17 protein-coding genes and 1 pseudogene are annotated in these 20,063 nt (G+C 70.0%); 4 read left to right on the top strand and 14 right to left on the bottom strand.

The annotated features are described in order from the left end of the window. Nucleotides 1-125 precede the first annotated feature (125 nt). The 4 genes from AC0VY3_RS36515 to AC0VY3_RS36500 form a co-directional block, all read right to left on the bottom strand. Nucleotides 126-1,658 (bottom strand): DNA primase family protein, encoded by a 1,533-nt coding sequence (locus AC0VY3_RS36515; RefSeq protein ID WP_381768765.1) that lies wholly within the window; start codon nt 1,656-1,658, stop codon nt 126-128. Beyond that, on the bottom strand, nt 1,655-2,752 hold the full coding sequence (locus AC0VY3_RS36510) for a bifunctional DNA primase/polymerase (RefSeq protein ID WP_475551837.1): 1,098 nt from the start codon (nt 2,750-2,752) through the stop codon (nt 1,655-1,657). Before AC0VY3_RS36510 ends, AC0VY3_RS36515 begins: the two co-directional genes overlap by 4 nt. Nucleotides 2,753-3,376: 624 nt before the next feature. Then, complete coding sequence (locus AC0VY3_RS36505; protein ID WP_475551836.1) at nt 3,377-3,562, bottom strand: hypothetical protein; 186 nt, start codon at nt 3,560-3,562, stop codon at nt 3,377-3,379. Beyond that, the gene (locus AC0VY3_RS36500) at nt 3,559-3,951 is read right to left on the bottom strand and encodes a hypothetical protein (RefSeq protein WP_475551835.1); all 393 of its coding nucleotides are present in this window, start codon (nt 3,949-3,951) and stop codon (nt 3,559-3,561) included. Before AC0VY3_RS36500 ends, AC0VY3_RS36505 begins: the two co-directional genes overlap by 4 nt. Nucleotides 3,952-3,998: 47 nt before the next feature. Between AC0VY3_RS36500 and AC0VY3_RS36495 the strand changes: the two genes are divergently transcribed. Beyond that, entirely contained in the window at nt 3,999-5,084 is a 1,086-nt protein-coding gene (locus AC0VY3_RS36495) for a PhlD (RefSeq protein ID WP_475551834.1), read from the top strand. On the opposite strand, the gene AC0VY3_RS36490 is transcribed toward AC0VY3_RS36495, so the two are convergent. Beyond that, the gene (locus AC0VY3_RS36490) at nt 5,032-5,688 is read right to left on the bottom strand and encodes a ScbR family autoregulator-binding transcription factor (protein WP_475551833.1); all 657 of its coding nucleotides are present in this window, start codon (nt 5,686-5,688) and stop codon (nt 5,032-5,034) included. The two genes, AC0VY3_RS36495 and AC0VY3_RS36490, sit on opposite strands and share 53 nt — an antisense overlap. Before the next feature lie 73 nt (nt 5,689-5,761). After that, entirely contained in the window at nt 5,762-6,202 is a 441-nt protein-coding gene (locus tag AC0VY3_RS36485) for an ATP-binding protein (RefSeq protein ID WP_475551832.1), read from the bottom strand. A gap of 174 nt (nt 6,203-6,376) precedes the next feature. Here AC0VY3_RS36485 and AC0VY3_RS36480 point away from each other — a divergent pair, with 174 nt between their 5' ends. Then, nucleotides 6,377-7,177: a helix-turn-helix domain-containing protein gene (locus tag AC0VY3_RS36480; RefSeq protein ID WP_475551831.1), complete on the top strand. Its 801-nt coding sequence runs from the start codon at nt 6,377-6,379 to the stop codon at nt 7,175-7,177. Between the two features lie 507 nt (nt 7,178-7,684). Here the strand turns inward: AC0VY3_RS36480 and AC0VY3_RS36475 are convergent. From AC0VY3_RS36475 to AC0VY3_RS36455, 5 genes are all read right to left on the bottom strand, one after another. Then, entirely contained in the window at nt 7,685-8,992 is a 1,308-nt protein-coding gene (locus AC0VY3_RS36475) for an AlbA family DNA-binding domain-containing protein (RefSeq protein ID WP_475551830.1), read from the bottom strand. Between the two features lie 322 nt (nt 8,993-9,314). Further along, nucleotides 9,315-11,276 (bottom strand): ABC transporter ATP-binding protein, encoded by a 1,962-nt coding sequence (locus AC0VY3_RS36470; protein WP_475551829.1) that lies wholly within the window; start codon nt 11,274-11,276, stop codon nt 9,315-9,317. A gap of 53 nt (nt 11,277-11,329) precedes the next feature. Then, entirely contained in the window at nt 11,330-12,040 is a 711-nt protein-coding gene (locus tag AC0VY3_RS36465; RefSeq protein WP_475551828.1) for a lasso peptide biosynthesis B2 protein, read from the bottom strand. Beyond that, nucleotides 12,037-13,881, bottom strand: coding sequence for an asparagine synthase-related protein (locus AC0VY3_RS36460; protein WP_475551827.1), 1,845 nt, complete (start codon nt 13,879-13,881; stop codon nt 12,037-12,039). The genes AC0VY3_RS36465 and AC0VY3_RS36460 overlap by 4 nt, the downstream gene beginning before the upstream one ends. Nucleotides 13,882-14,012: 131 nt before the next feature. Continuing rightward, the gene (locus AC0VY3_RS36455; RefSeq protein ID WP_381768789.1) at nt 14,013-14,165 is read right to left on the bottom strand and encodes a hypothetical protein; all 153 of its coding nucleotides are present in this window, start codon (nt 14,163-14,165) and stop codon (nt 14,013-14,015) included. A 312-nt stretch (nt 14,166-14,477) separates the two neighbouring features. Between AC0VY3_RS36455 and AC0VY3_RS36450 the strand changes: the two genes are divergently transcribed. Further along, nucleotides 14,478-15,893 (top strand): transcriptional regulator, encoded by a 1,416-nt coding sequence (locus AC0VY3_RS36450; RefSeq protein ID WP_475551826.1) that lies wholly within the window; start codon nt 14,478-14,480, stop codon nt 15,891-15,893. A gap of 114 nt (nt 15,894-16,007) precedes the next feature. Here the strand turns inward: AC0VY3_RS36450 and AC0VY3_RS36445 are convergent. Beyond that, nucleotides 16,008-16,658 (bottom strand): annotated as a pseudogene (locus AC0VY3_RS36445) (IS256 family transposase); the annotation flags it as partial. A gap of 50 nt (nt 16,659-16,708) precedes the next feature. Here AC0VY3_RS36445 and AC0VY3_RS36440 point away from each other — a divergent pair. Continuing rightward, nucleotides 16,709-17,961 (top strand): IS3 family transposase gene (locus AC0VY3_RS36440; protein ID WP_475551825.1). Its coding sequence is split into 2 segments (ribosomal slippage): nt 16,709-16,991 and nt 16,991-17,961, totalling 1,254 coding nucleotides; the frame shifts between segments, so codons are not numbered across the junction. Nucleotides 17,962-18,116: 155 nt separating this feature from the next. Here the strand turns inward: AC0VY3_RS36440 and AC0VY3_RS36435 are convergent. Continuing rightward, nucleotides 18,117-19,046, bottom strand: a complete 930-nt coding sequence (locus tag AC0VY3_RS36435; RefSeq protein ID WP_011029010.1) for a family 16 glycosylhydrolase — start codon at nt 19,044-19,046, stop codon at nt 18,117-18,119. 353 nt (nt 19,047-19,399) lie between these two features. Then, nucleotides 19,400-19,663, bottom strand: coding sequence for a transposase (locus AC0VY3_RS36430; protein ID WP_011029011.1), 264 nt, complete (start codon nt 19,661-19,663; stop codon nt 19,400-19,402). Nucleotides 19,664-20,063 lie beyond the last annotated feature (400 nt).

The raw sequence follows: 20,063 nt of genomic DNA, 5'->3' as shown, positions 1-20,063 counted from the left end.
CATGGGAGTGTTCTGGTGTTCGGGCCGGGGCCGCGGGAGGCGGTACGCCTGTTCATCGTAGAGCGGGCAGGCACCCGGCGGCAGAGGGCTTGGTGTCCGCGAGGGCCGACCGGTGTGTGGGGTGTTCATTCTTCGACTACCAGGCCGAGGTTGGGATAGAACTTGCGGCCATTGGATTTGATCATGTCAGCCGGTGAGGCGAGTCCGACTTCCTGCCGGACCCGGGTGGCGAAAGCGCGGGCGGTGCCGGGACGGATGCCTTCGCTGTTCGCACACCAGTTGCTGTAGGAAGCGTAGAGGAGGCCTTGCTCGACGCGGAGTTCGTTGTTCTCGGGGTCGTGGATGCAGCGCTCGGTCAGGAAGCGGCCGATGTGGTCCTCGGTGTTCGCGTAGGCGGTGGTGGCGATGCGTACACGGTCCGGGCCGGCGAGGGTGTCACGGGTGGTGAGGTAGCGCCGGGCGCCTTCGGTGAGCCAGTGCAGGATGCCGGGCCCTTCGTCGTCGACGAGTTCCACGGCAAGGTTGTCGATCTTGCGCTCGTCCGGGACGATCCGCTCGAAGGGCAGCAGGCGGATGCGGCGCCAGAACGCGAAGCCGCCGGTGGAGACCTCGGGGCGGTGATTGCCCAGAAGCCACAACTTGTGGGTCGGGGTGAAGGAGAAGTGGTTCTGCCGCATCCGGCGGGCCTTGATCCTGTCTCCTCCAGTGAGAAGTCGGACGCGTGCTTCGTCGAAGCGGTCGTTCGGCTTGAGCTCGCTGCAGACGACCAGGCGTCGCCCGTGGAGTTCGGTGAGCTCGGTGGGATGTTCGGAGAACGCGCCGCGGTCCATGAGGAATCCGGGCGGGGCCGCGTCGGCGTAGTCGCCGAGGATCTGGATCATCACGTCGAGGAGGACGGACTTGCCGTTCTTGCCCTGCCCGTGGAGGAAGGGGAGCACCTGGGCCCCGACGTCGCCGGTGATCGAGTAGCCGAGCAGCAAGTGCAGGAAATCGATCATTTCCCGGCCTTCGGCATCGTCGCCGAAGGTGTCGGCCAGGAAGCGGTGCCATCGGGGGGTGGGCATGTCCTGGGGGGCGACGCTGGTGGCCCGGGAGTGGAGGTCCTGGGTGGGGTCGGGCTTCCGGATACGGCCGCTGCGGAGGTCGACGACGCCGTCGGGTGTGCACAGGGCGTAGGGGTCTCCGTCGAGCGCGTCGGGGTCCACCGAAAGGTCGGGAGACGCTTTGGCCTGGGTGAGAAGCGCCTTCAGCCCGGTGGTCGACGCGGTGCGCTTCTTGTGTTCCTCAAGCTTTCGGTCGCTGAACCGTCCGCTGGGGTCGGTGTCGGGAATCTCCTCGGCCATGTCGCCCGCCGCCCACAGGGCCGCTTTCTCGCCCCCGGTGCGCTTCCATCGGTAGCCGTCCCAGGAGTACCAGCCCAGTCCTTCTACATGGCGGAACTGGTCGCGGTAGAGGCGGACGAACAGCTTGGCGTTCCCCCGGTCCGTGAGCGTCCCTGGCATCTGACCGGGTGGGGGCCACGCTGCTGGGGCGGGGGCCGTCTGGGCAGGAAAGGGCCGTGTCGGCGCGGGGAGGGGGTCAGTGGCGTTTTCGAGGGCGAGCATCTGCTGAGCGGCGGCAGTTGCGTCAAAGCGCGGTCCTTCGGCGCTGCTGCTCATGAGCGTCCTTTGAGGTGGAGCGGTCGGGCGGCCCCTGCTGCGAGACCGTCGTGAATGATCTTCTCGTTCTGGGAGGTCTGCTGGGGCCGTGCAGCGTGCGCGGTGGCGATCAGCAGCTCTCGGATGGCGGATTCGTCCAGATGTCCGGCAGCGGCGAGTCCGCCGGCCGTGAAGGCGGCCCGGTTGAGCTTCTCGGTGAAGGCTGCGCCTTCCGGGACGGTCCCGCATCGGGCGACCTCGTCGAGAAGTGGGTCGAGGAGCCGGTGTGCAGCCTGTGGCCTCCGAGGTCCGCGGGCAGGCGGGACGGCGACCGGTCGGGGCTGCTGAGGTACTACGACGTGTCCGGTGCGGGAGAGTTCATTTGCGAGCCACTCGGGAAGTGGAGCTGGCTGCCGGGTGTCTCCCAGGGGCTCGTACGTTCCCTGCCGAGTCCGGGTGCTTGGCGCCACGATGTAGCCGCCTTCAGCCCGTACGTCGACTTGCCAGGCGAGCGCGACCTTCGGGCTGGAGCCGGCGGAGGACCGGTACCGGACCGCCGGGTCGGGAAGCCGGTACCAGATATGGAGGCCGCCGGAGGGGGTGCGTACCCGCAGGGTAGTGGTGTCCTGAGCCGGGTCGGCTTGCTGCCGGTAGGCGGCCAGGAGTGCCAGGGTGTCGAAGCCGGAGGCCAGACCGTCGAGGTCGACGGAGTCGTGGATCGGGATTCCCGGGAGAAGACGGCTTCGGTCGGGGACCGTGGCGCTGTGGGCGTCGACGTCGATCACGATGAGGTTGGCAGGTCCGCAGGCGACGCCCACGCCTGAGTTGGGGCTGGCGGTCCACCAGTTGTCGATGCTCCGAGGGTCGGTGGTGCCGGCGTGGAAGCCGTGGCACGGGCGTCCGGCCCGGGGGCAGGGGCATGTCCGGGGGTCGTGGTGCTGGGCCTTGCACGCAGGGCAGTTCGCTTGAGGCGTCTTCCTCCCGGGGGCCAGCGGGTGCACTGGCCATCCGTTTCCTGCGCACCAGCGTGCGAGCGCAAGCGGAGTCGCGGCCCCGCGGGGAGGGTCCGAGAGAGGCGTCTCGTCGCGGCGCCGCACGTAGTTGTCCTCGTTCATCAGGTTGCAGACCTTCGGCCCCTTCGCCCCCTGGCTGGAAAGTCGCTGGTCAGGGGCTTCCCCTACCTGCAGTAGGGACTGAAGGGACTGGCTTTCGGAATGAGTGTAGGGCTCGGCCCTCTGATTCAGTGGGGCAACTCCCCCGCGCGTCGCCATCTGGCTTCTCAGTCCCTTCAGTCCCTTCACCCATCGCGGCTGGGTTGGAAGGCCATCACGGCACCAGATCCGGCCTGCCAGTCTGCGGCAGGGGCTCAGACAGGGGCTCCACCGTTCAGTCCCTGCGCTCAGACCCTGCGCGTTATTGCAGGTCAGGGCGCACTCACCCCCTTATGCAGGGACTGAAGGGACTCAAGTTCCGCATTATCAGTCAGCAGGGGGATGAGGAATACAAGATCCATGCGTATGCGTACCCGCGCGCCCGTAGTCACGCTATAACCCTCAACTTGAGTCCCTTCAGTCCCTGCACAAGGGGCAGCAGGGTCCCTGACCTGCCCTTTTGTAGAGGGTCTGAACGCAGGGACTGAACGGTGGAGCACTCGGCCGTGCACGATCGCCTCGAACCTGCACGAGCGGCCGCTGTGCGGCGGCGGCCTCCTCGGCTGCGCCGCACAGCGTTCCAGGCGCTCACCGGTCCTCCGGTGTCCGGGGATCGGGCACGACGGAGAACAGCCGTTGCCCGCAGGGCCGGGCGCAGTTGGTCCGTTGCCGGTGCGGGACCAGGCGGCGGTGGGGCTGCTGGCCGATGAGGGCGGTGCGGCGCAGGGTCCGCAGGGCGAGCAGGCGCAGCCGGTGCGCGAGGCGGGTGGTCATCGGCCGGCGTCTTCCGGGGCGTCGACGAGTTCCAGGACGACGGGGTCGCGGTGCTGGGTGGCCGCTGTGGTGCGGGTGACGTGGCGGACCATGCACAGGCCCATGTCCGCGAGTTCGTCCGGGGTGTGGAGGGAGCACAGCAGGGCGGCGGCGGCCGGGAGGGTGAGCGGGGTGGTGGCGCTGTAGCCGACGAGCGCGGCGGTATCGGGGTCGGCGTGGGCGGCGGTGCGGGCGTGGGCGAGAACGGCCCGGGGGTCGGTGACGATGAGTTCGTCGATCTGGATGCGCTGGGCGTGGACGCGGAGGTCGAAGGGGCGGCGTACGGCCGCTCGCTCGGTGGGTGCGGGGAGGGCGGGCAGCAGGCTCGGGTGCGGTCGGCGACGGTTCATCGTGGGGCTCCTCGTGGTGCGTACCGTGAACGGAGACGAGACGGCGGATGGGCGGAATGGGTATGGACGCGGTGACCGGCAACGTGGTGATCGGCCGCCCGGTGGTGGTCCGGGCGGACCACCGGGTGAGTACGGACGATCTGGTGGCCGACCTGGAGCGGCGGCACGACCATCCGAAGCTTCCGGTGTGGGTGCGGATGCTGCGGAGTGCGGGGGTGGAGTGGCGGCCGTGGTCGGCTCCGCTGGAGGAAACTGCGGAGCGGGCGGGGGTGGGGGTGCGGTCACGGGCCGCGTATGAGGCGGCGCGCGACCGGGCGGTGAGCGCGGCGCGGGACGCACTGATACGGGCGGACCTCAGCCCGTGGGAGGTGGATGTGCTGGTCACCACGCACACCACGTCGTGGACGATTCCCGGGCTGGACGTGGCCCTGGTCGGCGAGCTGGGGCTGCGGCCGGACGTCGAGCGGATCGGGCTCGCGACCGCGGCGTGCGTCGGCGGCGCGCACGGCCTGGTCCACGCGGTGCGGGCCCTGCGCGGCCGCCCCGGGAAGCGGGCCCTGGTGGTCGCGGCCGAGGACCTCTCCACGCTCTACCACCCGGAATCCGGGCCGCCCAGCATGCAGAGCGTCCTGTACGGCGGGCTTTTCGGGGACGCGGCCGGGGCGGTGGTGCTCTCCGCCGTCGAAACGGTCGGCGCGGGCGACCTGGTGGTCGACGACGTGTGGGAGCTGGTCCTGCCGGACAGCGGGGACGCGTACTGGGGTGTCGTGCATGAGGAAGGCGTGTCCTTCGATTCGAGCCGGGCGGCGACGACAGCGCCCGGGCGGGTGCTGCCGTACCTGACGGGGTGGCTGGACGGGCGGCCCGTCCGGTGGGCGGCGGTTCACCCGGGCGGGCCCGGGATCATCGCCGGGACCTTGACCGGGCTCGGCCTCGACCCGGAGACCGCCGGAGAGCACGCACGGGCGAGCCTCACGGGCGGGAACCTCGGCGGGGTGGGGGTGCTGGACGTGCTGGCTCGGACCCTGGACGGCGGCGCGGCCGCGGGGCCCGGCACGCTGGTGGCCTATGGGCCGGGATTCACCGCGGCGGGGCTGTACCTGCGGGGGGCGGGTCCAGGCGCAGCCGGGTGAGGACGGTGGGGCGGGCGAGGCCGGGCGTGACCAGGGCCCACATGGCGCTGACCTGCCGGTGCAGGGTGTCGCGCTCTTCCATGGCGAGCGCGAGCATCTGTACGCCGCTGTAGCAGCCGACCAGGGTGCGGGCGGCTTCGGCGGGGTCGACGTGGTCCTGGAGCTCGCCGGCGGTACGGGCGGATTCGAGGACGGCGATGACAGCCGTGAGCGACCCGGCGTAGCTCTTCGCGGTCTGGTACGGGCCCGGCTCGATCGACAGTCGTACGGCGGCCCGCAGGACCGGGTCCTGGAGGATGCTCGCGGTGTAGTGGTGGCTGATGTCGATCAGGGCCTGGAGCCACACGGCCGGGGCCGGCCCCGCTGCCGCCTGTTCGGAGACCCGCTCGAAAAACGCGTGCTGGCGGGCGAGAACCGCGTCACCCAGCTGCTCTTTCGAGGCGAAGTGGTGGTAAAAGCCGCCGCGGCTGACGCCGGCGACGTCCTGGATCTCCGGGATGCTCGCCGCCGCGTACCCCTTGCGGTCGATCACAGCCCCGGCGGCCTCGACGATGCGCTGGGCGGTCTGCTCGCGGCGCTCGGCCCGCTCTCCGCGCTCCTGCATCGTGACGCCTCCCTCGGTCGCCTCCGACGCTACCCGGGGGCCCGGCAGCACGCCCCCGAGGGGTCCACCGACGTCAGGCAGCATCGGCGCACTCCACCCGGACCGGCGGCATGGCAAGGCGCTGCTGCGCGGGAGCGCACCTGAACCGGGCCCACACGCATTTCCCGCCGCACGGGCGCGGGGACCATCCGTGATCGTCAGCCAGGACGTCCAGCAGGAGCAGACCGCGGCCGCCGTCCTCGTCCCCAGAGACCCGGGCGGGGCTCGGGGGCAGCGGGCGGTCGCTGGCGTCGGTGACGGCTAGGACGACGTGCCCGTGCGGCGGATCGACGACGAGCTCCACCTCAATGTCGTCCGTCGCGGCGATCGCCTCGTCGGCGGCGACGGCGTTCGTCACCAGCTCGGAGACGACGAGCACGACGCCATCGCGGACGTCGGCGGGCAGCAGTGGAGCCGCCCACCGCCGTGCGGCGCGCACGGACGCGGGATGCGGCGGCAGTAGCAGGCACGTCATGACGCTGGATCCTCCCTCTCGGTCGGCGACCGACAAGTCTGTCGGCCAGAATCCAGAGTCCGCCCGCAGCGCTATGGGCGGAAGGGCCAGGCCTGGCCCCGGGCCAGGTCAGGCCCGGTCGCGAATGCCGGAAATAGGTACCGTGTCCACAAAGCGACGATGAAGGTGGTGCGCATGCCCGACGACGCTCCCGACGTGCGCGCCCTCCTCAGACGGTGGCGGACCCGCCGTCGGCTCACCGACCTGCCCGACGCGGACCCGGCCGACGGCGACGGACCGGTCACACAGACCGTGATGGCCGATCAGCTCAACATCACCGAGCGCTACTACCGGCGCATCGAAAACGGTGGGCGCCTGCCGAGCAGCGATGTCATCGCAGGAATCTCCCGGATCCTCACGCTGCACCCCGACGAACAGCTCGCCCTCTACCGATGGGCCGGCCGCCCCGTGCCCCCGCTGCTCTCCCCCGTCGCCCCCGACGTTCCCGAGGACTTGCGCGACCACATCAACAGGTGGCCCTTCCCCGCCCTGCTCGAAGCCCCGGACTTCTCGATCCTCGCCTACAACCGGCGCGCGGAGCGCGCGTGCCCCTGGACCGCCCGGCCTGGAGCGAACGTCATGGTCGACCTCCTGCTCCCGGGGCCGGGCCGCGACCAGTGCGCGCAATGGGAAGAGCACTGGGCGCCGCCCCTGCTCGCCCAGCTCCGCCAAGCAGCGCTCGGCAGCGCCGCGCTACGGGCCATCGTCGACCGCGTCTGCGAGGACCCCCAGGTCCGGGACCTTTGGAATCAGGAGTCGGACCTGCGCCGCCACGCCTACGGCACCGTGCGGCCGATGTTCCTCGACGGGTGGCGGCCTCGGCCCGCGTGGGTCCGGATCATGGGCTGGCAGCCCATGCACGAGCCGAGCCTCCGCGTCATCACCGGAGAACCCGCCACCAACACCCACCAGCCCGACCGCCGCACCACCGGATAGTCCGCTCAACCGCCCCCGAGCTCGCCGACCAGCCGCGCGCTGCTGAGGCTGAGACCGAGCGCCGACCATCGGCCGCCCGGCGTGACCGGAGGGCTGCGTGCCCGGTCACGGGGAAGGCCCCTGGCTCCCTACGGGGGGAGGGTGCCAGGGGCCGGTCACGGGCCGTGAGTGCTCCAGGTGTGAAGCTACCGGCATCGGGGGCGCAGGCCCACAGTTCGGCGGTTCGGTCAGGAGCCCGGTTTCGGCGGTGAGGGTGTGGTTGCACAGGGGGCAGCGCCAGCCCTTGGCCTGTTCGAATGTGACGCGTTCCAGGTCCACGCCCGGCAACGTCGTGCGGGGTGCAGGGATCTGGGCGATGCGCGCGCGTCACGTCGGGAGCTCCTGATCTGCTGGGCGGCTGTGGGGGACTCCACTCAGCGGAGCGGCCACCCGACATCAACGGTGCGCACCACCACATCGTCCATGCCGTAGCGGGAACAGCGCGGCGGGTCTTCACGCTGCTGCAGGTCAGGTCAAATGGGTCTCAATCCCGAACTGGTTGATAAGACCAGATGCAAGGGATTGCGCAGCAGCTTGTAGATCTGCAATGCCGGCGAGAGGGGCCAGCTCGTACGGGACCTGTCGGATTGTGACGGGGCACCGGCAGTCCTTGGGGACGTCAAGGAATCCTCGATGCTGCTCTAGCACCGCAACGAATCCGCGGAATCTGCCAGCGGTTCCCACTTTGTGCGGGTCGTTGTCACAGACGATGGTGCATACGAGGTCGGACGATGAGCTCAGATGCTGAGCACGCGCCATTTCGTGGATCAGGGCGATGGCGTCACAAACTCCGTTCTGTACGACCTGTACCTCGACGGGGACCTTCGGGCCGACATCTACCTTCTGCCTATGTACGAGGCGTGAGACGTCTACGGCGTACACGACGGTGCCGTCATGGTGGAGTTCCACCATGGCTAGGCGCCCCAGGTGTGGTCCTCCTGCGGGGGTGAGGAAGTTCCCGTCGACCCAACGCCGCAGCCCGACGCGCGGACCGCCCGTCAACGCATCGCGCATGGGGCTGGGTCCCCCGAAGTCGCCCCGGATTCTGGCCGCCGTGGACAGCGCTGCGTTCATCACTGCGGATGCTTCGTGGCGCTGTGGGTCGGGTACCAGCAGCGGAAGCGGGCGGGAGGGGCGGGACACCACGATCAGCCATGCCGCGGTGTGGTCTCCTTCGCCGAGAACTGTCTCGCTCGTTTCGATCACGTGCCGCTCCAACGCCTTGCCGGCGTCTTCCTGGCGTGCGAAGCGGTCTCGGTAGGCGCGTTCTACCTCGTGTTCCGAGAGCCAGGTGGTGTGATCGGTGAAGCGGGCAGGCACGGCGAACGCCTGCTGTTCCTTGTCGCGAGACGAGGTTCCCAGCACGAAGTGCGGGGCCATTGCGCTGGCCGGGACATCAACGACAAGCACTGATTTTGTCGTATCTGGACACTGCAGGGGGAAGATGTCAACCCCGCCGACGAACGGCTGGGTGTGGGCCCGCAACCACTTGTACAGGTGCTCTGTAGGTGCATCCTGGGGATGCACCCCCTCGATGACTCGGTCGTTGCGAACGCCGTAGACGAGGAGGCCGCCGCGGGCGTTGGCCATAGCAGCGACGTCCTTGGCGAATTCCGACCAGAGACCAGCTTCAGGCCTCTTCGGAAGGATGCGCTTCCAGTCGAGATCATCTCGCTCTCCGTCGATCTCTTTCGCGGCTCGCTCGATCATCCCGAACGTCAACGGGCCTGGCGGGAGACTGAGTTCTTGGTGGATGCGAGTCCATGAGCTGGCCATCAACCCAGCATAGGAATGCTGCTCGTCTCGCCGCTCCGAAACCTCGGTTCCGGGCGGTGCAAGCCAGCGCCCTCATGGCCGTCGCTGTCCGGACGGTGCTCGCCCGAGAAGCGTTCGTCCGGACCGTCCGCGTGCGCCGATCTGTTGGCTGCCGCCGGGGTGGGCAGTACAGCGGCGGTCAGGAAACCAGCCTGACCTGTCTGGTCTGGGCCCACCGCTCGATTCGTACCTTGTTGTAGGGAGTCCAGTGGGCGAGGTTGATGGTCGTCCGGCAGCTGGGTGGCACGGACCTCGCCGATGCCGGGCAGCGCGGCAAGAGCAATCAGGTCTGGACAGGAGCGGGGGTGTAGGCGCGGGCCTGGGTGGTCCACATGGCTGCGTACTCGCCTTCTGCGGCCATGAGTTCGGTGTGGGTGCCGTTTTCGAGGATGTGGCCGTGGTCGAGGACGATGATGCGGTCGGCGTGCTGGGTGCTGCCGAGGCGGTGGGTGATGAGGATGACGGTTCGGTCGGTGGCGAGTTCGCGGATGCGGTCGTAGGCGGCTTGCTCTGCGCGGGGGTCGAGGGCGCTGGTGGGTTCGTCGCAGATCAGCAGGGGTGCGTGGGTGCGGGCGAAGGCGCGGGCGGCGGCGATGCGCAGCCATTGGCCGCCGGAGAGGTCCCGGCCGCCGGACTGTGAGGGGCGGATGTGGGTGTCGAGTCCGTCGGGGAGGGTGTTGATGACGTCGGTGGCTCCGCCGGCCTGCGCGGCGGCCCGGACGGCTTCGTCGCTCTGGTCGCCTTGGCCGAGGGTGATGTTTTCCCGGAGGGTGGCCTGCCAGCGGGCGATGTCCTGGGGCAGCATCGCGAGGCGGGAGAAGAGTTCGTCGGGGTCGACGGTGGTGAGGTCGGTGGTGTCCCAGGTGATGGTGCCGCTGGTGGGGGTGTAGAGCCCGGCGAGGAGTTTGGCCAGGGTGGACTTGCCCGCGCCGTTGTGGCCGACGATCGCGAGGATCTCTCCTCGCCGGACGGTGAGGGAGATGTCGGTGAGGGCGGGGGTGGTGCTGCCCTGGTGGGTGAAGGTGACGTGGTCGGCGCGGATGACCGAGGGGTTCGCGGGAACCGTTTTCGGGGCGGCCGGGAGGGTGGTGCGGGTCTGGGCGTCGGTGAGGAAGGTGTCCCAGTCCTTCAGGTAGAGGCCCATGCGGTAGGTGGTGGTGAGGCCGGTGGCGAGACCGGTCAGGAGGGCTTGGCTGGTCTGGACGGCGACGAAGGCGGTGACGGCGTCGGCGGTGGGGATGCGGCCGTGGGCGGTGAGCAGCAACAGCGCGGCGTAGACGGCACAGTTCGCGGCTCCGGCGAGGGTGGAGCCGAGGAGCTGATGGCGGGCGGTGTCCGCGCCGACGCGGGCTGTGTGGTCCTCAAGGCGGCGGCTGACGGCCCGGTACTGGTCGAGGAGCCAGGGGCGCATGGTGCCGGCGCGGACGTCGAGGGCGGTGGAGCGTCCGGCGGCGAGGTACATCAGGATGTGGCGGGTGCGGCGGTCGCCGACGGCGTGCCGGTCGGCGCGGTGGGCGGCCTGGGCGGCGCGGGCGGCGGCCCAGGCCCGGGGCAGGACGGCGAGGAGCAGCAGGGGCAGCAGCAGCGGGTCGAGGGTGGCCAGAACGCCTCCGGCGGCGGCGATGCCGAGGGCCGATCCGGTGAACGCGACGAGGGATTCGAGGACCTGGTGGGCGTCCTTGGCTGCGCGGTTGGCTGCTTCTCCGTGGTCGCACCAGGCGGTGTCGTCGTAGGAGGCGAGGGGGACGCGGGTGGCTGCGTCGAGGTAGGCGAGTTCGGCTTGTCCGTTGATGCGGGGGCCGAGGCGGGCGGTCGTCGCGTGGATTGTGGCGGCGGCCCATGCCCGGGCGGCGGCGACGGCGGCCAGGGCCAGCAGGGCGAGTTCCGCGCGGTCGAGACGCTCCAGCGACGTTCCGGCGGTGAGCGCGGCGGCGAGCGCGGTCCGGGTGAGGTGAAGGCCCGCGGCGGTGAGCGCGCCGGTGGCGAGCTGGAGTGCGAGCAGGACGAGGAGTGCGGTCCGGTCTGCTTTCCAGGCCAGCGACAGGGCGATCCGGGCGAGGCGGGGCAGGGTGCGGGCCATCGTGATCAGGCCGTCGGTGCGGTCCTCGTGGCGTTCGCTGCCCAGTGCCCAGGCGGGGAGCGGTTCGGGGGCCGGGCGCTTGCGGCGCAGGCGGCTTACGAACCGCTCCCTGAAGGGGGTGCGGGGGTGCGGTGCGGTCTGGGTGCGGGGCTGTGTGTCTGTCACATCGGGCGCAACGGGTCACCCATACGGGTGGACACGCCCCTACCCCTGGTCCATCACCTGTTCGAACCGGGCACGGTGAGGACGGGCAGGTAGGGCCAGAGGCGGTCGTTCTCGTCCTGCCCGACCACGTGGTGCTCGGTCTCGGTCCAGGCGTGCGCGCCATGGGGGGCGAACCGGGCTCCCAGGACCCAGTGGACGCGGCGGCCGGTGAGGGCGCCGGTCAGGTGGGCGGCCAGGGACTCCTCCAGGCAGGCGACACGGCCGGGCCACCATCGTCCGGCGGCACGGACGGCGGCGACCGTCGCCTCGGCGTCGCGGACGCGTGCCGGGCGCCCGGGCAGGCGGGGTGCGGCGCGGGCGACGGCGATGACGTGACGGATGGGCAGGAACCGCAGGAGCAGCAGGGCTGCGGCGAGAGCGGCGACGGCGGCCACCCGGACGTGCGGGGCCGGGCGGGCGTCCGGGGTGAAGCGGACTGCCGGGGGCGGGCCGGGCGGGGTGTGGTGGACGGGCTGCCCGGCACGGAGGCGGTCGAGGTCGGCGGCTGCGGCGGTGAGACCGGCGCGGACCAGGCCGGGGTCGGCGCCGGTCGTGGCCCAGCGGGCGGTGGCTTCCTCAATCAGTGTGGCCCGCTGGGCAGGGGCGGTGGGCCAGTCGAGGAGCCCGGCGGCGATCGGGTCGAGGATCGTCCACCGGCCGGTCGCGAGGTCGAGAACGGCCGCGCCGGCGGGGCCGCGGGCGGCATGGAGACGGGGGCCGGTCATCGCAGGGCCTCCCGCGACGTGGCCGGCTCCCACCAGGTGTCGAGGTGTACGGGGCGGTTCGCGAGCCAGAGCTCGACGGCGATCAGCGTGTGCAGGCTCCCGAGATCGGCCGGGGAGCCGTTGACCGTCCGGTCCAGGGAGGCGAGCACGGCGGTCAGGTCGATGAGGCCCGACTCGGCCAGCACCGATCGGGCCAGCAGTGCGCGCAGTGCGGGGGCGTTGGACTTCAGGCCGTCGTAGACGCCGGTGAACGGCGTCTTCGTACGGCGGGCCAGGACCCGGTGGTGGACGAGGCCGGTGAGGGCGGCGCGGGCCAGGGGCTTGAAGTCGCCCGGGTGTCGTCGCTCCCAAGGGGGGACGGCGAGGCAGATGTCGATGACCCGGGTGTCGAGGAACGGAGCGTGTACCGGTAGCTCCCACCGGGCCCGGCTCAGCGTGTCGAGGTTCGCGTGCTCGGTGCCCGTGGCCTCCAGGGCGAGACGCTCGCGCAGGGCACCCGGGCCCGTTGTGGGGTCGGCGCGCTGCGCGCGGGCGCCGATGAACCGGGCCAGAGCGGTGCGGCCGCCCGGGGTGAGCCAGCGGGCGGCGCCCAGTTTTCCGCACCAGCGGGCCGCGTCCGCGGCGTCGGGAAGCACCCGCGGAGCGGGGTGGTCGAGGACGGCGGCGGCGAGAACGGACAGCGCCTTGGGATGGCTGCCGCGCCCGGCGGCCAGGACGGCGGCCAGGACGGGGCGGGCGGCGCTACGGCGGTCCCGGGCGAACCGGTGGGCGTCACGCAGGGCGGCGGCGCGAGCGCCGGAGCGGAACCGGTCGGCAGGCGAGGGCGGTGCGTCCAGGACGTTGTCGCCGCCCCAGCCGGTGAGATGCCCGGTGCTGCCGGCGGCGACGGCGGGGGCGAGCTGCGCCCCGAGGATGCCGAGCATGCCGACGCTGAGCGCGGGGGCGTCGGTGAAGGGAACGCTGCCCGGGTCGGTGAGCTCGTCGAAGTGCCGGCTGCCGGTGCGGCGGCCGTCGACCAGGTGCCGGGTGAGGGCCGGGAGGTCGGCGGCGATCTCGGCCGCGTACCGGGCGTCGTCCTGCCCGGCCATCGCCGCGTCGATGTAGGTGATGGCCGTGAGGTCGGTGTGGGCGGCGGCCAGGCAGGTGATCGCACTGGAGTCGACGCCGCCGGACAGGTCGCTCGACACCGGCCCGCCAGCCAGCGCTCGGCGGCCGACCGCGTCGGGCAGTCCGAGCCGCAGGGCGTCCGCGGCGTCGGCGAACGACCGACCGGCCGGGACGGGAAGCCGCTGGACCGCGGGCGGGCGACCGGGGGCGCAGACCAGGGCGCTTCCCGGCGGGACACGGTGGATGCCCTCGAACCAGCCGTCGGCCCCGGGCTCCACCCCCCAGGTCGTGACCTCGGCCAGCAGACGGACAACGTCCGGGACAATCCCGGTGAGGGCGGCCAGAGCGCAGGCGGACGTCGACCAGGTCACCGTGCCCTTGGAGATGGTCCAGTGCACCGTGACCGTGGCGGCCCGGTTCCCCATGATCCATGCCGTACGGCCGGCCCGGACGATCCCGAGGTAGGAGCCGGGCAGGTGGCCGGCACGGTGCGAGGAACCGGCTGCGGCCGCGTCAGCAGCAGCCCGCACCTCCCCGGCCGTGGCCAGGCAGGAGCCGACGAGAATCACCTCCGCCGTACCGTCGCGAGACACAGCACGCCGCACCTCGTCCGGGTGGTAGCCGACGGCCCAGGCCTGCAGGGCGCCGTCGTCGTGGATTTCGTGGCCGCCACGCGGGCGCGGCCCGGCGGTGCGCGGGGGCGTGTGGGTGATCGTTCCTGCGACGTGCCTCATATCGGGGGCTCCCTGCTGGTGGGACGATCCGGAAAAGGCGACGCGCGCCCGGAACAGCCCGGCCCGTGAGGACCGGCCGCTCCGGGCGCGCGCTCACCCGAAGTCGGTGCCGGACGGCACCGGCAGGACGGTCAGCCCTGGTAGTACATGGTGTGGTCGGGGTTGTTGAACCCGCCGCTGCCGAGGGTGACCTCGACGACCGGGCCGAGGTCGGCGACCTCCGGGGTGGTGAAGACCTCGGACACCGCGAGGACCTGGGTGCTCTGGATCTCGGTGCTCTCCATGACAAAACTCCTTCACGCTGGGCTGTCGGAACAGGTCTCCCGGGACCGGCGTGACGTACTGGCCGCCGCTCCCGTCGAGCCCGGCGCCGTACTGCCGGGCTGGGACCAGTTGACCCGCCGCACCCGCTGCGTCTCCACGGCGAAGCAACTGCGCTTGCCTGCACTTCACCGATGCGGCAATGCGGCGACAACTTGCGAATCGCTGCGAACACAGCCCGGACCGGGCCGAGTTCACACCGTGCGGCGTAGCCTGGACGGGCACCTTCTTGGCCAAGCCCGCAGCAACTCCCTCACTCGGACCAGGTGGACACGGTGGCGCAGTCGGCAGGTCGGCCCAACGAAGCACTCGCTCACTGGGTGCGCACCTCGGGCGCCAGCTACAGCCAGGTCGCCACCGAAGTGGGCCGCGTCGCGGCCCGGCACGGACGCCAGGACATCCAGACCGACAGCTCCCGCGTCTCCCGGTGGATCAACAAGGGCGAGCGGCCCCGCCACCCCGTCCCCGCGTTCCTCGCCGAGGCGCTGAGCGGCCTGTGCCACGGCCGCGCTCTCACCCCGGCCGACCTGGGCCTGACCGGCACCGGACCACGCTGGAAAGGGGACGCGTGGTCCGCGCGCGCGGTCGTGGCCGCCATACTCGACACCACCCGGAGCGACGCCGTGACCGACGATCACACACCGTCCCCCGCGCTCCCGCTGTCCGGATCACCGCTCGTCGACGCCGTCCAGCCCTGGCTGCACCTCCACGACCTCGACCCCCTGCCCGCACCCGACCGCCCCTCCCCCCGCCTCGGGCTGTCGGACGTGGCACGGATCGAGGCGACGACCGAAGCGTTCCGAGAGCTGGACAACGCGCACGGCGGCGGCCTGTCCCGCCTCGCGGTCGTCGGCCAGCTCCAGCACGTCACCCACCTGGCCCGCACCGGCGCCTACACCGAGGAAACCGGGCGGGCCCTGTTCGTCGCCGTCGCGGAACTCGCCTCCGTCGCCGGCTGGATGACCCACGACGCCGGCGCCCACTCCATGGGCCAGCACTACCTCCTCCTCGGCCTCCAGGCCGCCAAGCAGGCCGGACCCCACGGCGCCGGGATCGGCGGGCACCTCATGAACTGCCTCGCCCGGCAGGCCAACCACCTCGGACACCCCGAAGACGCCCTCGACCTCGTCCAGGCCGCCCAGTACGGCACCCGCAAACTCCGCTCCGGCCGACTACGCGCCCTGCTCTGCTCCCTCGAAGCACGCTCCCACGCAGTCCTCGGCCACACCGACGAGATGACCCGCGCCAACGGAGCCGCCGAACAGGCCCTCACCCAGGACACCTCCGAAACCACACCCAGCTGGGCCGCCTGGTTCGACCTCGCCGAATTCCGCGTCACCGCCGGGGTGTGCGAGTTCATCGCCGCCGAACACGACCCCGCCCGAGCGAGCCACTCCATCACCCTGATCGAGCACGGCACCTCCGACCGGCCCGCCGAACGCGTACGCAGCCGAGCCTTCGACCAGATCGCCCTCGCCCGCGCCCACCTCCGCGCCGACCAGCCCGAAGCCACGGAACTCGCCACCACCACGGCACTCCACCTGATGGGCAGCATCACCTCCACCCGCGTCGGCGACCGCCTGCACGAGCTCGACGCCGAACTCGCCAAGGCCCCGGGGACATCGGCCACCGCAGACAGCCGCGCACGTATCCGCGGAGCACTCTCTCCTGCCGCAGCAACTCGGCTGTGACGGCGCCAGCGGGCCGATGCGGGTCGAACGCGCGAAGGGCCGCTCCGCACGGTGCGGAGCGGCCCTTCCTCGTCGGGTCTGTCAAACGAGCGGTGTAACTCGGGTTGTTGAGGGTTACTGACGTGCTGCGGAGAGTCGGCCGTCGAAGGTGATATCGAAGGCGTTCAGGGCTGTCTTCCAGCGCATGGTCCAGCGGGCCTGGCCCTTGCCGGTCGGGTCGAGCGACATGATCGCCATGTAGACGCACTTCAGGGCGGCCTGTTCGTTCGGGAAGTGCCCCCGGGCTTTCACCGCCCGGCGGATCCTGGCGTTGACGGACTCGATCGCGTTGGTGGTGCAGACGATGCGGCGGATCTCGGTGTCGAAGCGCAGGAACGGGGTGAACTCCTCCCACGCGTTCTCCCAGAGCCTGACGATCGCCGGATACTTCTTGCCCCATGCGTCGGCGAACTCCGCGAACCGATCGAGGGCCGCGTCCTCGGTCGCCGCGGTGTAGACGGGCTTGAGGACCTTGGCGATCTTGTCCCAGTCCTGGCGGGCGGCATAGCGGAAGGAGTTCCGCAGCAGATGGACCACGCAGGTCTGCACGACGGTGCGGGGCCAGACGGTCTCGACCGCGTCAGGAAGCCCCTTCAACCCGTCGCAGACGAGCATGAGGACGTCGTTCACGCCGCGGTTCTTGATTTCGGTGAGGATGTGCATCCAGTGCTTGGCGCCCTCGCCGCCGTCGCCGGCCCACAGCCCGAGAATGTCCCGCCGGCCCTCTGAACCGTTCCGGGTTCGGTAGAGACTCGATTCCGTGAAAGGATTGAGTCATGGCACGTCCCTCCTCCTATCCCTCTGAGCTGCGCAAACGAGCGGTCCGTATGGTCGCCGAGGTCCGTGGTGACTATCCGAACGAGTCGGCCGCCTTGAGGGCGGTCGCCCAGAAGCTCGGGATCGGTTCGGCCGAGACCCTGCGGAACTGGGTGAAGCGGGACGAGGTCGACTCCGGGCGACGGCCGGGGACGACCACGGAGGAGTCCGCGCAGATTAAGGCGATGAAGAAGGAGATCGCCGAACTGAAGCGAGCGAACGACATCCTCAAGGCTGCGGCAAGTTTCTTCGCGGCCGAGCTCGACCGGCCACACACACGCTCGTAGCGTTCATCGACGAGCACCGGGACCGCTTCGGCGGTGTCGAGCCGATCTGCCGCGTGCTCACCGAGCACGACTGCAAGATCGCCCCCTCCACCTACTACGCGGCGAAGAAGCGCGCCGCCGAACCCTCGGCCAGGCGGGTGCGCGATGCTGCCCTCAAGGAGTTGATCACCGAGGTCCACGAGGCCAACTTCCGCGTCTACGGCGCCAGGAAGGTATGGCGCGAGCTGCACCGCCAGGGCCACCCCGTAGCCCGGTGCACCGTCGAGCGCCTGATGCGGGAACTCGGCATCACAGGCGCCGTCCGCGGGAGAAAGATCATCACCACGACCCCGGACAGCGCCGTCGAGCGGGCACCGGACCTACTGGACCGCAACTTCGTCGCGGCCGCCCCCAACCGCTGCTGGGTCGCCGACTTCACCCACGTCAAGACCTGGTCGGCAGTCGTCTACGTCGCCTTCGTCGTCGACACGTTCTCCCGCCGGATCGTCGGCTGGTCCGCCGCTACGTCGAAGGAGACCAGACTCGTCCTGGACGCCCTGGACATGGCCCTGTGGCAGCGCGACCGCGACGAACAGCCCCATCAGCGGGGCGAGTTGATACATCATTCCGATGCCGGGTCGCAGTATACGAGTTTCCGGCTCGCCGAGCACTTGGACGCCGCCGGCATCGCGGCCTCGATCGGCTCCGTCGGCGACGCCTACGACAATGCCCTCATGGAGTCCACGATCGGCCTGTTCAAGACCGAGCTGATCAAACCGGGGCGCCCCTGGAGGACGCTCTCCCAGGTCGAGCTGGCCACCGCGGAATGGGTCGACTGGTACTGCCACCGCCGCCTCCACGGTGAAATAGGGCACGTCCCACCCGCCGAATACGAGACCAACTACTACCTCACGATCACGAAACCCCAGGTCACAACCACAATCTGAAGTCTCTACCGAACCCGGGGCGGTTCACCTTACGCCTGCCCGGACTTGGGGGATACCGCGGACCGCGCGACGCGCCTCCCGCTCACGGACGGTGGCCGACGGTTACTGGGAACAGCTCACTGGACTTGAAATCTTCCGTTCCGTGAGGTGCTGACCTACACGGCCTGATACGTCCTGACCCAGCGGTAGTAGATGTTGTTGATGCTGGGGTCTGCGAGTTCCGCGTCCGTGGGTTCGATACCTCGGTCGACGCGCCACTGATGACTCTCGGTGTTGAGGATCAGATGCATTGGCTGGTCGAAGAACCGGCTCCGGGGGTCCCTGAGGTCGTTCGACCGGTTCAGCCGGCGCACCAACCTGCCGTTGAAGTAGAAATCGAATTCGGTGGCGCTTATCCAGTGCACGCCGTAGCGGTGGAATCCATTCCGAAGAAGAGGTTGCCCGGCGCCGTCCCCAAACACCTGCCCAGTCTCACCATTGTACCCGTAGCTCCCATCTGCGAAATACCCCTTCTGGCTTCTCGCCAGTTCAGTGAAGGGGTTCCGCTGGAATATGTGGTAGGCGGTGTTCATGTGCTTTCCGTGCAATGACTCGTTGCCGTAGCATTCGATCACGTCAATCTCGTTGACGTCGTCTCTGCTCAGGAGCCAGAAATTCGATGAGAGCTTCAGCCCGCTCACACGCATGAGTACTTCGGTATAGAGAGGGTACTCGACTGGGGTGCGGGAGGTCACGTAGCCGCAGTAGACCCTCCCGTCCGGCGCCCTGCGGCCCTCGACGATGAGATTTCCGTCAGCCACCCAGGAATGGCGCGCACTGTAGAGGCTGTTGGCCGGGCCCGACCAGCCATCCTTGTGCTGGTCCAGCCATCTGCCCCTGAAGGTTTGAGGCTTGCCGGTGTAGTTGAAGTCGTCCGAATGGCTGGGGAGAAGCTGCCAGGACCTGTTTCCGCCAGGGGCGGCCGGCACGGGGTACTGTTCCCATTCGAGGTCTGCGGCATGAGCGGCGGGTGCGGGACCCGCGAGCCCCGCACCCGCTCCGAGTGCGACGGCACTCCACTTGATGAGATCACGTCGGTTGACCACGATCGTTCTCCTTCTTCGATTCCCGCCTGGCTGAAGAATCTTATATTTGGCAATGACTTCCGCAGCCCCTGGGCGCCAAAATTCGAGAGCTCGCGTGCGTGCAAAAAGTTCCGGAACGCCCACGTGGCACGATCATTCCACGGCGCAGGAGGAGCTAGGCTCCAGGAGGTAAGTTTCTGGGCTTTCGCTCGCCTGATCATTCAATGAGGTGAACCGGTTTCCCGAATGCTACAGCGGAGTGTCGCAGGGTGACAATCGGTACGGCTGCAGTAGTTCCCAGAATTTCGTGCCGTGCCCGACTGTGATCCAGCGGCGACCTCGGTCACTCGCCCCGTCGCGCCGGTCACGATTCATCAAGCCGGCCTTCCTGTGCATGGCATCCCCAGGGCCCGCCGTGGCAGGTGAGGATGCCCCGCCGAAGCCCCGACGCATCGTCCCCTCGTCTCTGGAGTCCGACTGAAGTCTCTACCGAACCCGTACCGAACCTGGAACGGTTCACTCCGGCTGATCCCGAGCTCCCGGGCGGCCTCGGTCACCGTCCGGCCCGACGACCGCACGAGCTCGATTGCGTCCCGCTTGTACTCCTCCAAGTACCGCTTCGTGTACTTGCTTCCCACCTGGCACTGCTTCCTCTGGGCTCTCACATCTCAGTCTCCAGGTGTCCACGATCACGGGAAGGCTTCACACGACCACCTCTCCCCCAGCGCCGACACCCACCACGACGACTGCCCGGCCAGAGCGTGTCGTGGCCTCCTGCGGACGTGGACAGACGATTCGGAATGCCGGCAGACAGGAGTCTTCGACCGGATCCACCGGGTCCGGAGAGGCGGAGCTGCCTGCCGCCGGCGAACTCGCCTGGTCGCTCGGCATCGGGGGAGGTGACGACGAGTACGCCTGGCGGTAGCTGATCCCCGCCGGCACCAGTGCCGTCAGAGGGCAAGGTTGGGCCGCCGTCGGGATTCCATGGTCACGACTGGCCCGCGAGCGGTTCACATGCTCTGTCACGTCGTCGCCCGC

The organism is Streptomyces sp. iso_384 (assembly GCF_056172905.1).
The sequence above is the reverse complement of the archived record's forward strand: the minus strand, read 5'-3'. Positions and strand labels throughout refer to the sequence as shown.